The sequence below is a fragment of the Maricaulis virginensis genome, from assembly GCF_027922185.1.
In the GTDB taxonomy this organism is placed as follows: Bacteria; Pseudomonadota; Alphaproteobacteria; order Caulobacterales; family Maricaulaceae; genus Maricaulis; species Maricaulis virginensis.
This window is the reverse complement of sequence record NZ_BSFE01000003.1, coordinates 259,387-273,946: the sequence shown is the minus strand read 5'-3', so window position 1 is coordinate 273,946 and position 14,560 is coordinate 259,387. Positions and strand designations below refer to the sequence as shown.

The window sequence follows — 14,560 nt, the reverse complement described above, 5'->3', positions numbered from 1 at the left end:
GGTAGCAACAACCACTAAGACAGGCGCCGCACTCAGGCGCTTTGCCGGACATCGCCCGGCGCATAGTCCAGGATGGGGGCCAGCATCCGCTCGCATTCCTCGACCGTCCAGCCCTTCCGCGCGGCATAGTCCTCGACCTGGTCGCGTTCGATCCGGCCGACGGCAAAATAATGGCTGTCCGGATGAGAGAGGTAGACGCCCGACACCGATGAGGCCGGCATCATTGCGAAGGAGTTGGTCAGGCTGATGCCTGCATTCTCCGGAGCGTCGAGGAGTTTGAAGAGCGTGACCTTTTCGGTGTGGTCGGGCTGTGAGGGATAGCCCGGCGCGGGGCGGATGCCGGCATAGGCTTCCTCGATCAGTTCGCTTTTGGAGTGGGCCTCGTCCGGCGCATAGCCCCAATGGTGCTTGCGCACCTGCTCGTGCAGCCATTCCGCCGCAGCTTCGGCCAGGCGATCCGACAGCGCCTTGAACATGATGGCGCTGTAGTCGTCCTTGGCCTTCTCGAAGGCCGCAAGCACGTCGGGATTGTCGCCGGCGGTGACGGCAAAGCCGCCGATCCAGTCCTCATTGCCCTCGGGCGCGAGGAAATCGAACTGGCTGAGATGCGGCCGGTCATTCGACTTCGCAGCCTGCTGACGCAGCCCGTAGAAGCGATCGAGCACAGTCGTGCGGCTGTCGTCCGTGTAGAGCACCACATCATCGCCATTGCGATTGGCCGGCCAGAAGCCGCAGACTGCGCGCGGCTTGAGCAGGCCCTCATCCACGATCTGCTTCAGCATCGCCTGGGCGTCGTCGAACAGAGACCGGGCCGCTTCGCCGCGATTGGGGTCGTCGAAGATCGCCGGATAGCTGCCCTTCATCTCCCAGGTGAAGAAGAAGGGCGTCCAGTCGATATAGTCGACCAGTGTCGCCACGTCCGGCTCGAAGGTCTTCACCCCGGTCCAGTTCGGACGGGGCGGGGTGTATTGCGACCAGTCGCAATCCCAGCCCTTGCGGCGCGCCTCGGCGAGCGGCACGCGCTTCTTTGACGAGCGGGCGGCCAGGCGGCGCTCGCGGATCCTGGCGAGATCGGCGCGCACATCGCGGGCGTAATCGTCGCGGCTGTCGGAGAGGAGTTTGGACACCACGCCGACCGCACGGCTGGCATCGAGGACGTGGATGACGGGCGCGACCGAGATCGCCGGGTCGATCTTCACGGCCGTGTGCGCCGGTGAGGTCGTCGCACCACCTATCAGCAGGGGGATCTCGATCTGCTTGCGCTCCATCTCGGAGGCCACGAACACCATCTCGTCGAGCGAGGGTGTGATCAGTCCGGACAGGCCGATCACGTCGGCCTTCTCCTTGCGGGCGGTCTCCAGGATTTTCTCGCAGGGCACCATGACGCCCAGATCGATCACGTCATAGCCGTTACACTGCAGCACAACGCCGACGATATTCTTGCCGATATCGTGGACATCGCCCTTCACGGTCGCGAGCACGATACGGCCATTGGACGACTGCTCCTCGCCCGCGGCCTCCTTCTCCTCCTCCATGAAGGGAATGAGGTGGGCCACCGCCTGCTTCATCACGCGCGCCGACTTCACCACCTGGGGCAGGAACATCTTGCCGTCACCGAACAGGTCGCCAACGACATTCATCCCGTCCATCAGCGGTCCTTCGATCACATGCAGGGGACGATCGAACTGCTGGCGCGCCTCTTCGGTGTCCTCGACAATGAACTCGTTGATCCCGTGCACGAGGGCGTGCCGGATACGGTCGCCGACCGCAGCCTCGCGCCAGGAAAGGTCGCGCTCCTTTGCAGTGCCGCCGCCCTGGCCGCGATAGCGTTCGGCGGTTTCCAGCAGCCGGTCCGTCGCATCATCCCGCCGGTTGAGGATAACATCCTCGACCAGTTCGCGCAGTTCTTCGTCGATATCGTCGTAGATATCGAGCTGGCCGGCATTGACGATCCCCATATCCATCCCCGCCTTGATGGCATGATAGAGGAAGACCGAGTGCATGGCCCGGCGGACCGGTTCATTGCCGCGGAAAGAGAATGAGATGTTCGACAGGCCGCCGGAGACGTGACAGCCAGGCAGGTTCTCGCGGATCCGCTTCGTCGCCTCGATGAAGTCGACCGCGTAGTTGTTGTGCTCCTCGATGCCCGTCGCCACCGCAAAGATGTTGGGATCGAAGATAATGTCCTCGGGCGGAAAGCCGATCTCGTCGACGAGGATCCTGTAGGCCCGTTCGCAGATCTCGAACTTGCGGTCGGCGGTATCGGCCTGACCGGTCTCGTCGAAAGCCATGACCACCACGGCGGCGCCGTAGGCCAGGCATTTTTCGGCATGTTCGCGGAACTGCTCCTCGCCCTCTTTCAGGCTGATCGAGTTGACGATCGCCTTGCCCTGCACATTCTGCAGACCGGCCTCGATCACCTCCCATTTCGAACTGTCGATCATCACCGGCACGCGGGCCACATCGGGCTCGCCGGCGATCATGCGCAGGAAGACCGTCATCGCCTCGACGCTGTCGAGCAGGCCCTCGTCCATATTGACGTCGATCACCTGCGCACCGTTCTCGACCTGCTGACGGGCGACCGAGACGGCCTCCGCATAGTCGCCCTCCGTGATCAGCTTGCGGAAGCGGGCGGAGCCAGTGACATTCGTCCTCTCGCCGACATTGACGAAGGTGGGTACAGCAACAGCCATGGAATAATTGCCTTCAGGCGGAAAGTTCGAAGGGTTCGAGGCCGGACAGGCGCATCGCCCGCTCGCGTCTGGCCGGACGGCGCGGCTTGGCGCCCTTCACGGACTCAGCGATGGCCCGGATATGCTCCGGCGTGGTGCCGCAGCACCCGCCCAGGATATTGACCAGGCCCGACCGCGCCCATTCGCCGACGAAGCCGGACGTCTCTTCCGGGGTCTCGTCATACTCGCCCATGTCATTGGGCAGGCCGGCATTGGGATAGGTGATGATGCGGGTATCCGCGACCCGGGCGATCTCGGCGATATAGGGCCGCATCTCCTCGGCCCCCAGCGCACAGTTCAGCCCGACGGCCCAGGGACGCGCATGGCGCACGGAATACCAGAAAGCCTCGGCCGTCTGGCCGGACAGGGTGCGGCCGGAGCGGTCGGTGATCGTACCGGAAATCATGATCGGCCGGTCGATGCCGGTTTCAGCCTTCAGATCGAGCAGTGCCTTGATGGCAGCCTTGGCATTGAGCGTGTCGAACACGGTCTCGATCAGGAAGAAGTCGACATGCTCGGCCATGGCCGCGGCCTGTTCGTGATAGGCCTTGCGGATGGTTTCGAAGTCGATGTCACGGAATCCGGGATCGTTCACATCCGGCGAAATGGACAGCGTCTTGTTGGTCGGCCCGATAGCCCCGGCCACGCCGCGCGGCGTGCCGGTTTCCGCCTCGATCGCATCGGCGGCCTCGCGGGCCAGGCGCGCACCTTCGCGCGCAATCTCGGGCGCGAGCTCCTGCATGCCGTAATCGGCCTGGGCGATCGAGGTGGCCGAGAAGGTATTGGTCTCGACGATGTCGGAACCAGCCTCGAAATAGGCCTTGTGGATCGCCTTCACGGCGTCGGGCGTGGTGAGATTGAGGATGTCGTTATTGCCCTTGATCGCCGACGGCCAGTCGGCGAAACGCTCGCCGCGATAACCCTCTTCATCCAGTTTGAGGTCCTGGATCTGGGTGCCCATCGCACCGTCCAGGATCAGGACACGCTCGCGGCCAAGCGCTGCAAGCGCTTCAACTCGTTCGCCTGATGTCATCACGCCACCCCCACCGCTTCGCGCTGCTCGGCCTTCACACCGAGCAGCTGGCAGGTGGAAAGCGCCAGCTCCGCCCGGTTGAGCGTGTAGAAGTGGAAATTGTCGACACCGCCGGCCTGCAGCTTGCTGCACAGCTTGGCGGCGACGTGGGCGGTGACCAGCTTGCGGGTGCCTGCATCCTCGTCGAGCCCGTCATAGGCCTCGTGCAGCCAGGCCGGCAGGCTGGCCCCGCACAGCCCCGCCATCCGCTTGAGACCGTTGAAATTGGCCTGCAGCATGATGCCCGGCACGATCGGGATGGTGATGCCGGCGCGCTCCGCCCGTTCGCGGAAGCGGAAATACACGTCCGGCTCGAAGAAGAACTGGGTGATGGCGCGCGTGGCGCCATTGTCGATCTTCTGCTTGAGCAGGTCGATATCATAGTCGAAATCGCGGCTCTCCGGATGCTTCTCCGGATAGCAGCCGACGGAAATCTCGAAATCGCCGATCTTGCGGATTCCGGCCGCGAGTTCCGCGGCGTTGGCATAGCCGCCCGGATGCGGCGTGTAGGCCTCGCCGATACCGTCCGGCGGATCGCCGCGCAGGGCGACAATGTGCCGGATACCGGCAGACCAGTAGTCGCGGATCACATCATCGATCTCGTCCCGCGTGGCCGACACGCAGGTCAGGTGCGCGGCGGGCCGGATACCGGTCTCGCGCACGATACGCCGCACGGTCCGGTGGGTCCGGTCGCGGGTCGAGCCGCCGGCGCCATAGGTCACCGACACGAAGTTCGGCGACAGGGGCTCCAGCCGGGAAATCGACTCCCAGAGCGTCTCTTCCATCGCCTCGGTCTTGGGCGGGAAGAATTCGAAGGACACGTTCAGTCCGTTCCGGGCCTGTATCGTACTGCCGTCCGCACTCATGGGTCACCTTCAGCTGGCCCTGCCGGCGCGCGGCCGGTGTTTCAGGGCATGTCGAATTCGCTTGCACCGACATATAGCGCAATAACATGACGACATAAAGATATCTTTATGTGAGACGGATTGGAAGGGGGTGGCTGCAGCCGGACCGCCGGGCGTGTTTGCACCAAGAGGCTTGCATCCGGTGCGCGTATCTGTTCTACCCCAAGCGATATAAAGCGATCTTTATATGAGGATATGCGCAGTGAGCAGACCGTCATACATCTTTACCTCCGAGAGCGTTTCCGAAGGCCATCCGGACAAGGTTTGCGACCGTGTCTCCGACACGATCGTCGACCTTTTCCTGTCCAAGGACCCCGAAGCGCGCGTTGCCTGCGAGACCCTGACCACGACCAACCAGATCATCCTGGCAGGCGAGATCCGCTGTGCGGCAGAGATCGACAATGACGAGATCGAGCAGGCCGCCCGCGAGGCGGTCCGCGATATCGGCTATGAGCAGGAAGGCTTCCACTGGAAGCACGCCAACTTCCAGAATTTCCTGCACGAACAGTCCGCGCACATTGCACAGGGCGTGGATGCGGGCGAGGACAAGGATGAAGGCGCTGGCGACCAGGGCATCATGTTCGGCTATGCCTCGGACGAGACGCCGGAGCTGATGCCCGCACCGATCCTGTATTCCCACAAGATCCTCAAGCGGATGGCCGAGCTGCGCAAGAGCGGCGAACGGCCGGAGTTCGAGCCGGACGCCAAGTCCCAGGTGACAATGCGCTATGAGAACGGCATTCCCGCCGGGATCACGTCCGTCGTCGTCTCGACCCAGCACAAGGCCAATCTCGACCAGGCCCAGGTGCGCGAGCTGGTCCGTCCGGTCGTCGAGGAGGTGCTGCCCGATGGCTGGCTGCCGCCGGAGGACGAGTTCTACGTCAACCCGACCGGCACTTTCGTGATCGGCGGCCCGGACGGCGATGCCGGCCTCACCGGCCGCAAGATCATCGTCGACACCTATGGCGGCGCCGCACCGCACGGCGGCGGCGCCTTCTCGGGCAAGGACCCGACGAAGGTCGACCGCTCGGCCGCCTATGCCTGCCGCTATCTGGCCAAGAATGTCGTGGCCGCCGGCCTGGCCAAGCGCTGCACGATCCAGGTGTCCTATGCGATCGGCGTGTCCAAGCCGCTCTCGCTCTATGTCGACTGCCATGGCACCGGCCAGGTCGATGAGGTGAAGCTGGAAGACACGCTGCGCCAGCTGGTCGACCTGTCGCCCCGCGGCATCCGCACCCATCTGAAGCTCAACCGGCCGATCTATGCCCGCACCGCGGCCTACGGCCATTTCGGCCGCAAGCCGGCCGAGGATGGCGGCTTCTCCTGGGAGAAGACCGACCTGGTGGATGCACTGCGCGGGCTCGCCTAGACCACGCCAAACCGATAAGACGGGGCCGGCCGCACCCATGCGCCGGCCCCGGTATTTCCGGCGCTCATCCAGCGCCCCGTCAGAAACCCGAAACACGAAGAGGACCTGAAGGTCATGACTGCTGTTGCGGATAAAACCCAGTTCGCCGCCGACCACCCCCACGTCATCAAGGACATCTCGCTGGCCAAATGGGGCCGGACCGAGATCGAGATGGCCGAGATCGAGATGCCGGGCCTGATGGCCCTGCGTGAGGAATTCGGCAAGGCCCAGCCCCTGAAGGGCGCGCGTATCGCCGGCTCCCTGCACATGACGATCCAGACCGCGGTTCTCATCGAGACCTTGGTCGCGCTGGGCGCCGAGGTCCGCTGGGCCTCGTGCAATATCTTCTCTACCCAGGACCATGCGGCGGCGGCCATCGCCGAGCAGAAAATCCCGGTCTTCGCCTACAAGGGCGAGACGCTGGAAGAGTACTGGGACTATGCCGACGCCATCTTCCACTGGCCGAACGGCGAAACCGCCAACATGATCCTGGACGATGGCGGCGATGCCACCATGTACCTGATCCTGGGCGAGAAGGCCGAAGCCGATCATTCCCTGCTGGATCACCCGAAGTCCGAGGAAGAGACCGCACTCTTCGCCCAGATCCGCAAGCGCTTCGAAGCCACGCCGGGCTGGTTCACCAAGGCCAAGAGCGCCATCCAGGGCGTCTCCGAAGAGACCACGACCGGCGTGATGCGCCTCTACCAGATGGCCAAGCGCGGCGAGCTGCCCTTCCCGGCCATCAACGTCAATGACAGCGTGACCAAGTCGAAATTCGACAACCGTTATGGCTGCCGCGAAAGCCTCGTGGACGCCATCCGCCGCGGCACGGACGTGATGATGGCCGGCAAGAAGGCCGTCGTCTGCGGCTATGGCGATGTCGGCAAGGGCTCGGCTGAGTCGCTGCGCGGCGCCGGCGCCCGCGTCTATGTCACCGAGATCGACCCGATCTGCGCCCTGCAGGCCTGCATGGACGGTTTCGAGGTCGTGCGCCTGGACGATGTCACCGCCGAGATGGACATCTTCGTCACCGCGACCGGCAACAAGGACATCATCACTGTCGATCACATGCGCGCCATGAAGGATATGGCGATCGTCTGCAATATCGGCCACTTCGACAACGAGATTCAGGTCGAGAGCCTGAAGAACTTCCAGTGGACCAATGTGAAGCCGCAGGTCGATCTCGTGCAGTTCCCGGATGGCAACCGCATCATCCTGCTGTCGGAAGGCCGTCTGGTGAATCTGGGCAATGCAACCGGCCACCCCTCCTTCGTGATGTCGTCCTCCTTCACCAACCAGACGCTCGCCCAGATCGAGCTCTGGACGAAGGGCGACGAATACAAGAACGAGGTCTACATCCTGCCCAAGCACCTGGACGAGAAGGTCGCCCGCCTGCACCTCGACAAGCTGGGCGCCAAGCTGACCGAACTGTCCAGCGACCAGGCCGATTATATCGGCGTGCCGCAGGCCGGCCCCTTCAAGGCGGAACACTATCGCTACTAGGCCACGTCCGGGCTTTGAAGAATGCGGAGCGCCCTGCCATCCGGCGGGGCGTTTCCTTTTGTGCTCAGGCGAAAGCCTGCCAGCCTTCGTCGGTGACCAGCGCATCGAGACGCTGGTCATGATCCTCGCAAGGCAGGCGGTCGACGCATTGTTCAGGATAGGCCAGCCCGACGACCCGCACCTCGCCGGCTTTGCGCAGCCTGGCCAGCGTGCGGTCGTAATACCCCGCCCCGAAGCCCAGGCGCACACCCTGGCGATCCACGCCGACCAGCGGCACAAGAACCAGATCGGGCACGGTTTCGGGTGCCCGGTCGGTCGGTTCCTTCACCCCGAAGGCCCGGGCTTCCAGCGTGTCGCCGGCGCGCCAGCACCGGAAGACCAGTGGCCGGTCCCGCCCCTGGACGACAGGCAGGCAGAGCTGGGCGCCCGCCGCGGCGAATGACGCCATCAGCGGCCCGGGATCGATCTCGTGCGGCAGCGGATGATAGCCCGCCACGACCATGCCGGCGCGCGGCCGCCAGTTGGGCGCAAAATGATCAACCAGCCGTTCGCCGGCCTCCGGCCGGGCGGCCGATGCGGCAATGCGGTCGGCGATCAGACGGCGCCTCAGGACGGATTTTGCGTCAGTCGTTTCAGTCATGATCCTGGCGGACAGCGGGTGTGACGGCTCCACTTGCGCCGGTGGTGCGTGTGTATCCCCACGGACCCGACAATTCAGGTGGGCGCCGCTTGCAAGGGACCACGGTCCCGAACAGAGGCAGCTCCCTCGTGGAGATGTACGGTCAGCGGGATAAACGCTCCTGTCGCACGCAGCAGATAACCGTCACGGTGTCTATGTGGCGTTTTCCGGCGCCAGTCTCAAGCGCGGGCATCCGCGAGGTGCGCAGCGGGGGTCCCGTCTTCCTCACCCGGCCCGGCCGGCGGCTCGCCCTCCAGATCGGCGGCAAAGGCCTCCAGACGTTCGGCCACATCGATCAGGCAGCTCACCATGCGCTGGCGTTCTTCGGCCTGCAGGCTCGCCGCCCCATGACGTTCGTGGCGCAGCCGCTCGATATGGTTTTCCAGCGCCTCGATCCGCCGCTCGGTTTCCTTGTGCTCGTCAATAAGCATCAGGGCCGCCATCAGCAGGAGCCGGACGTCGCCGATCTGGCCGACCTGCTCGACAATCCCGCCGACGCGCGCATCAAGCTGTCCGGCCAGCTCGCGCAGATAGGCTTCCTGGCCGTCTTCGCAGCCGATGGTGAATTCGCGGCCATTGAGCGTCACGGTGACCTTGGACATGCCGCCTACTCCTCACCCGCCAGACCACGCAAATCCTCGATCGCCCGGTCGAGCGCATCGGAGGCTTCCTGGGCAGCCTGATGCAGCGCTGCCTCACGGCCGCGCGCCTCGTCCAGGGCTTCGGCCAGCCGCGCCCGGTCGTCATCGGCGTTGCGGGCCTGGTCGGCCGCCGTCTCGGCCCGTTCGACGCGGGACCGCATACGGCCGGCCACGCGTTCGACACGCGTCATCGCGCCGTCGAGCCGGGCTACGGCCTCCTTGAGCGGATCTGCGGGCAATTCCGGACGCACGTTCATACGTCCAGAATCGGCTGCGTCGGTGAAAAGTTCAAGTGACCTCTCAAGTTTTCCGCCGGACACACTGGCGTTCGTGGCAGATGTCATCAGCAAAACGCGGCCAATTTGAGTCCGTTGCAGACCATGCACGGGCGAGACGGCGCGATTGACCTTCTGCGCATCAAGGGCCAAACAGTCGCTCCGGTAACGCGATCACGGGATGCGCGATGTTTTCCTTGCCTGACTGGGCCTTCTACCCGATCGCCGCCCTCGTCACGGGCGGCATGGTCGCCGGCGCCCTCGCTTTCGGCGATTCCGCCAAGCGGACACCGGAACAGATCCAGGCGGAGGGCCTGGTCTATGAAGGCGATACGCTGAACGCGATCGGCACGGGCAACGGGCTGGAAGCGACCTTCCTGACCGAGGGGCAGACCGCCTTCGTGCGCGTCGCGGCATCGCGCGGACCGCTGGATGGCATGCAGTCGGCGGGGGCCTTTTTCGCACTGGCGCCCAATGAGCTGGAGGCCTTGCAGGGCCGGCGCCTCCGCCTGACCTTCCGGGTCCGCGCCGCCAGCGACCAGCCGGCGGAAGGCGTGCGCTTCAACGTCTTCCTGCCGGGGATCGGCCAGGACGGATGGGAACGCTACGCTGTCGGTGACGACTATCAGGACATCACCTTTGACGTATCCCCTCCCACCTGCGTCTGGGATCACGGCTATATCGGCATCTGGCCGGATTGGGATTTCGAGCGCAACACGATCGATCTGCAGCGCGCGGAGCTGATCGCGCTCGAGGAAATAGAATGCTGAAGCCCGGTTCAGCGCTGAACCGGCCGGATATCCGGCTCGCGGGTCAGAAGCGCCCGGGAATTCCAGCACATCATCCGCGCAAAGACTGACGGCTTTACCGCACGCGCAGCCTGAAGGTCGCGACGCTCCCGCATGATCCGTGGCCAGTCGGCCAGGGCATCCCGGATAGCCCGGCCGTAGAGCCCGAACTGGCCCTGCCGCGCCGACGCCCCCCAAAGGGCGAGGTTGGCGACGATGTGGAATGGTGCCAGCACCGGAAACAGCCAGCCCGGCATATCGCGGGCAAACACCCAGACCCGGTTGCGCACGCCGTGATAGGTGGCAAACTCCGACCGCCGCCCGGACGAGGCATAGCCCATATGATCGACGGCCGCGTCACGCAGCTGGATCGCCCGGTGTCCCAGCAGGCGGGCGCGGAACGCCAGATCGACGTCCTCATTGTAGCAGAAGAAGCTCTCGTCGAAGCCGTTCAGTGTCTCGAAAACGTCGCGCCGGACCATGGCCGCGGCACCGCAGGGCCCGAACACTTCGCCCTCCTCGGGCAGGAAAGAAACGGGGCGCATATAGGCCGCCCGATAAGCCAGCCCGGCCGCGTGATAGACATCGCCTGCCCCGTCGAGCAGGTCCGGCCGTTCGGCGCTGTACTGGGTCGAGCCGAACAGGGCGATATCCGGATAGCGTTCGATCGCGGCTGTCAGCTGCTCGATCCAGTCGGACCGCGCAAAGGCATCGGGATTGAGAAAGACCACCCAGCGCCCCGAGCTTTTCTCGACCAGCCGGTTATTGCCGGCAGCAAAGCCCAGATTGGCGCCGGACTCGATAAAGGTCACCCAGTCTGGCAGGTCTGAGGCCGTCACACGCTCGCCTTCCGGAGACCCGTTTTCCAGCACCAGGACTTCACCCGGCCGTACGGTCTGGGCCTCGAGCGCGGCAAGGCAGCGCCCGATCGTGTCACGGCTGCGATAGGCGACAATGTGTACGGAAATGTCCGGCGCCTGCGCCACATCCTGCTCCAGTCCTGATCCGGCCCGCGCCGGCACCCCTGCATACAGGCTTGGCGCGGCAGGGCAATTCCCCTATGCCCCGGGGGATCACTTCTTTACGCCGTTTCTCATCAGGTTATGCCGACGATGTCCCTGCCCGCCGACCGCAATGCGCTTGCCTTCGAATTCGCCCGTATCTGCAGCCTTGCGGCGGTGAAGGTGATGGAGGTCTATAACAGCGATTTCGATACGCGCGGCAAGGCAGACCGCTCGCCGGTCACCGATGCGGACGAGCTGGCCGAAGCCATTATCCTGGAAGAGCTGGCAAAGTGCGTACCGGACGTGCCGGTGCTCGCCGAGGAAAGCTTCAGCGCCGGCCTGCGTCCGGATACGGGCCGCGCTTTCATCCTGGTCGACCCGGTCGACGGCACCAAGGAATTCATCAACAAGAACGGTGAGTTCACCATCAATATCGCGCTGATCGAGGACCGCACCCCGACTGCAGGCTGCGTCTATGCGCCGGCGCGCGAGCGCATCTTTGTCGGCGGCGAGACCGCCTGGGCCGGCGCGCTGAAGCCCGGTCAGCCGGTCAGCCGCGACGCGCTCGAGCCGATCACCACGCGCCAGGCACCCGAAGGCGGCCGGACGGCCGTGATGAGCCGTTCGCACGCCGACGAGAAGACCGTCGCCTTTGCCGACAGTGTCGGCGTCACCGAAAAGGTTTCGGCAGGAAGCTCGCTGAAATTCTGCCTCGTGGCGGAAGGTTTGGCCGATGTCTATCCGCGCTTCGGCCCCACCTGCGAATGGGATACCGGCGCGGGCCATGCCGTGCTGAAAGCGGCCGGCGGCGATGTCCTGACGCCGGAAGGCGACCCCTTCCTCTACGGCAAGTCGGACACCGATTATCTCAATGGCGCATTTGTCGCCTGGGGCCGGCCGGACTCTTTGACGCAGGGCTGATCGCGGTTACCTCATTTTTACGCTCACGGCGCACAAGATCGGACCCAGACCGGGATATCCGGAAGTCCGCACAGCAGCCAGGGGCGTCTTAACCGTGACCCTTTCGATCAAAGGCCGTTTCGTCGTGATGGTGGTCACCGCCGGTGCCATCATGATGGGCGGGACCGCCTTCGCCTTCTACGCCTTCCGCCAGGCCATGCTCGGCCAGCTCGGCTCGCCCGAAGCTGCCCAGGCCTTCGTCTCCAGTGATATCGCCGCCCATATCGACGGGCTGATTGCCGACCAGATGCTGGTGATCGGCCTGACCTGTGCGCCTGTCGGCCTGGCCTTCCTCGGCCTGGCCGTGTGGCTGGCCCTGGGCGTTGCGCACCCGCTGGGGCGCTTACAGACCGGGCTGGACCGGCTGCGCAGCGGCGATCTCGACATCGAGATCGACGGGGCCGACCGCGGTGACGAGATCGGCGCCATTGCCCGTTCGGTGATCGAATTCCGCACCAATCTGGCCGACCGTGCCCGTGAAGAGGCCGAACGGCAATACGCCCAGCAGACGGAGATCGCGCGTGAACGCGAAGCCCTGATGCGCCAGGTCGCCGAGGATTTCGAACGCTCGGTCCTCACCGTCGTCAACACGCTGACCGATGCCGCCGGCACGGTCGGGCGCCATTCCGGCGACCTGCAGGCGGCGGTGGAACAGTCCCTGGCCTCCCTGCAGGAAGTGCGCACGGCGTCCGGCGAGTCGCGCACCCAGGTGGAAACGGTCTCCCGCTCGGCGGATGCGCTGTCCATGTCGGTGGCCGACATCAACACCAATGCCGGCCAGGCCGCCGAGATCGCCGCGACAGCCGTCGCCGAGGCCCGCAAGACCGACGAGATCGTCGGCCGCCTGTCCGAGACGGGCCGCACGATCGGCGAGATTGTCGAACTGATCAGCCAGATCGCGAGCCAGACCAACCTTCTCGCTCTCAATGCCACCATCGAGGCCGCCCGTGCCGGCGAGGCCGGCAAGGGCTTCGCCGTCGTGGCCAGCGAAGTGAAGGCCCTGGCCGAACAGACCACGAAGGCCACGGAAGACATCACGGCCCAGGTGGCCTCGGTGCAGGACGTCGCCCGTCAGTCGGAAACCGCGATCCGCAATATCGCCGCAACGATCGACCGCATCAGTGCCCTGTCAGGAACGATCCGCCAGGCGGTCGAGGACCAGTCCAGCGCCACCCATCAGATCGATGACAGTGCCCGGATCGCCAATACCAGTTCGGAGCGCGTCGCGGAGAATGTCGCGCGGCTGGACACGGCCATGACATCGAGCCGGAATGCGACCGCCGGGATGCAGCGCGCTTCGAGCGACCTCACCTCGGCCTCCGGCGAGCTGCACGTCCAGGTCACCCAGTTCCTGGAAAGCATCCGGGCAGCCTAGGTCAGATCCCGCTACTGCTCGCGCAGGAAGACTTTCGAGACGGCACGATAGCCCCGCCCCTCGAAGAAGCTGTGGGCGCTATCATTGGCAATGCCGCTTTCCAGCATGATCTGGTCGGCATTTTTTTCGCGGCAGAGCGTCTCGGCAGCCTCGAGCAGCCGGGATCCCAGCCCATGGCCCCGCCCGTCTTCGCCGACCAGCAGATCCTCGATCGTCGCGATGCAGGTGCCGGCAGCGCTTTCGAACGCAACCGCGCACAATCCCGCGATCGCACCGTTGCGGCTTGCGACGAGCACGAAGCCACCGCCCTCCAGGCACGCCGAGAAGTCCCTGGCCAGCCTGACGTCCAGATCATCCGCCCAGCGCTTTCCGTCCGGACTGCGGCCGGACAGGATTTCCCCGTGCGAGATATAGGCCGGCATCGGCCGCAGCTGTGCGGCCGCCCACGCGGCAGCCTTGGCAATTCCGGCGGGCTCGAGCGGGCGGATATCGACATCAGGCATTGTCGAGCCACTTTCTGACCGTTCGGCATCTCATCTGCTTCGCCGCAGCCTCGAAGAAGTGTTTCCGGCGCTCTTCAAAGGGAATGGAGAGGTCCGGTACGGTGCGGAAATAGGTGTCGAATATACCCCGCATGTCCGGTGAATAGTGCAGCCGGTAGTCAGGCCAGTTGCGCCGGAACCAGCCCATCTCGGACACTTCGAGAAACCAGGACACCCAGGTCCCGAAAATCATGGGATCGAGATTGCCCCGGCTGCGCAGCCGCACGGCAATCTCGAACAGGTTCAGGATCTGGAGGAAATAATTGTTGGCGACAACGGTCTCCTCGTCGTCCAGATCGACCGGCCTGTCCTCGGGCTCGTTGAAGATCCGGGCCAGAACGGCGCGATGCTCCGCTTCGAAGCGGAAGATGTTGAGCGCCTCGGTCTCCAGATTGATATAGGTGGAACGCCGGGTTTCCCGCGCATTCCACATCACACCGATGATCAGCGCGGCAAATGCTGCGATGTCCAGCGTCCCGAGTATCGGTGGCAACCAGTCCGGCATGATCCCTCCCCCGTCTGCGACCTGCAGAATATCCGCCCGCTGCATGCTGGACACTCCTTTCCTCAGCAGCCTACAGCCAATTTGCATGACTATCCTGCAAAGCCATGCACGAGAAATTCCGTGACCTTTCCGCGCGCTCCGGTTATGCGGGCGGCCACAGACAGGAAACCG

The 14,560-nt window shown here is 64.6% G+C and carries 14 protein-coding genes and 1 other RNA gene; 5 read left to right on the top strand and 10 right to left on the bottom strand.

All coding sequences use genetic code 11. The annotated features are described in order from the left end of the window. Positions 1 to 32: 32 nt before the first annotated feature. Genes metH through metF form a run of 3 tightly spaced genes read right to left on the bottom strand, consistent with a single transcriptional unit; the run spans position 33 to position 4,670 of the window. Complete coding sequence (gene metH / locus PKE71_RS07285) at positions 33 to 2,693, bottom strand: methionine synthase (RefSeq protein ID WP_271186290.1); 2,661 nt, start codon at positions 2,691 to 2,693, stop codon at positions 33 to 35. 13 nt (positions 2,694 to 2,706) lie between these two features. Next, entirely contained in the window at positions 2,707 to 3,765 is a 1,059-nt protein-coding gene (locus PKE71_RS07280; protein ID WP_271186289.1) for a homocysteine S-methyltransferase family protein, read from the bottom strand. Then, positions 3,765 to 4,670 (bottom strand): methylenetetrahydrofolate reductase [NAD(P)H], encoded by a 906-nt coding sequence (metF, locus tag PKE71_RS07275; protein WP_271186288.1) that lies wholly within the window; start codon positions 4,668 to 4,670, stop codon positions 3,765 to 3,767. Before metF ends, PKE71_RS07280 begins: the two co-directional genes overlap by 1 nt. Positions 4,671 to 4,911: 241 nt before the next feature. Between metF and metK the strand changes: the two genes are divergently transcribed. Beyond that, a complete protein-coding gene (metK, locus tag PKE71_RS07270) occupies positions 4,912 to 6,078 on the top strand; it encodes a methionine adenosyltransferase (protein ID WP_271186287.1) in 1,167 nt (388 codons plus the stop codon). Between the two features lie 114 nt (positions 6,079 to 6,192). Then, a complete protein-coding gene (ahcY, locus tag PKE71_RS07265; protein WP_271186286.1) occupies positions 6,193 to 7,620 on the top strand; it encodes an adenosylhomocysteinase in 1,428 nt (475 codons plus the stop codon). A gap of 64 nt (positions 7,621 to 7,684) precedes the next feature. Here ahcY and PKE71_RS07260 read toward each other — a convergent pair whose 3' ends face one another. The 4 genes from PKE71_RS07260 to PKE71_RS07245 all read right to left on the bottom strand — a co-directional run bounded on the left by PKE71_RS07260 (position 7,685) and on the right by PKE71_RS07245 (position 9,197). Further along, positions 7,685 to 8,260: a 5-formyltetrahydrofolate cyclo-ligase gene (locus PKE71_RS07260; RefSeq protein WP_271186285.1), complete on the bottom strand. Its 576-nt coding sequence runs from the start codon at positions 8,258 to 8,260 to the stop codon at positions 7,685 to 7,687. Positions 8,261 to 8,282: 22 nt separating this feature from the next. Beyond that, positions 8,283 to 8,442: non-coding RNA, 6S RNA (gene ssrS, locus PKE71_RS07255), on the bottom strand. 36 nt (positions 8,443 to 8,478) lie between these two features. Beyond that, positions 8,479 to 8,901, bottom strand: coding sequence for a cell division protein ZapA (locus PKE71_RS07250; protein ID WP_271186284.1), 423 nt, complete (start codon positions 8,899 to 8,901; stop codon positions 8,479 to 8,481). Positions 8,902 to 8,906: 5 nt separating this feature from the next. Continuing rightward, positions 8,907 to 9,197 (bottom strand): DUF4164 family protein, encoded by a 291-nt coding sequence (locus tag PKE71_RS07245; protein ID WP_271186283.1) that lies wholly within the window; start codon positions 9,195 to 9,197, stop codon positions 8,907 to 8,909. 206 nt (positions 9,198 to 9,403) lie between these two features. On the opposite strand from PKE71_RS07245, the gene PKE71_RS07240 reads away from it, so the two are divergent. After that, positions 9,404 to 9,985 carry a hypothetical protein gene (locus tag PKE71_RS07240; protein WP_271186282.1) on the top strand — a complete coding sequence of 194 codons (582 nt, stop codon included), beginning with the start codon at positions 9,404 to 9,406 and terminating at the stop codon, positions 9,983 to 9,985. Between the two features lie 8 nt (positions 9,986 to 9,993). Here PKE71_RS07240 and PKE71_RS07235 read toward each other — a convergent pair whose 3' ends face one another. Further along, positions 9,994 to 10,989, bottom strand: coding sequence for a glycosyltransferase family 2 protein (locus PKE71_RS07235; protein ID WP_271186281.1), 996 nt, complete (start codon positions 10,987 to 10,989; stop codon positions 9,994 to 9,996). A gap of 126 nt (positions 10,990 to 11,115) precedes the next feature. Here PKE71_RS07235 and cysQ point away from each other — a divergent pair, with 126 nt between their 5' ends. Both cysQ and PKE71_RS07225 read left to right on the top strand, forming a co-directional pair. Beyond that, positions 11,116 to 11,928, top strand: a complete 813-nt coding sequence (cysQ, locus tag PKE71_RS07230) for a 3'(2'),5'-bisphosphate nucleotidase CysQ (RefSeq protein ID WP_271186280.1) — start codon at positions 11,116 to 11,118, stop codon at positions 11,926 to 11,928. Between the two features lie 94 nt (positions 11,929 to 12,022). Beyond that, positions 12,023 to 13,342 carry a methyl-accepting chemotaxis protein gene (locus tag PKE71_RS07225; RefSeq protein WP_271186279.1) on the top strand — a complete coding sequence of 440 codons (1,320 nt, stop codon included), beginning with the start codon at positions 12,023 to 12,025 and terminating at the stop codon, positions 13,340 to 13,342. Positions 13,343 to 13,353: 11 nt separating this feature from the next. On the opposite strand, the gene PKE71_RS07220 is transcribed toward PKE71_RS07225, so the two are convergent. Together PKE71_RS07220 and PKE71_RS07215 are read right to left on the bottom strand one after the other, a co-directional pair. Beyond that, positions 13,354 to 13,845, bottom strand: a complete 492-nt coding sequence (locus PKE71_RS07220; RefSeq protein ID WP_271186278.1) for a GNAT family N-acetyltransferase — start codon at positions 13,843 to 13,845, stop codon at positions 13,354 to 13,356. Then, positions 13,838 to 14,389 (bottom strand): hypothetical protein, encoded by a 552-nt coding sequence (locus tag PKE71_RS07215; protein ID WP_271186277.1) that lies wholly within the window; start codon positions 14,387 to 14,389, stop codon positions 13,838 to 13,840. The genes PKE71_RS07220 and PKE71_RS07215 overlap by 8 nt, the downstream gene beginning before the upstream one ends. Positions 14,390 to 14,560: the final 171 nt, after the last annotated feature.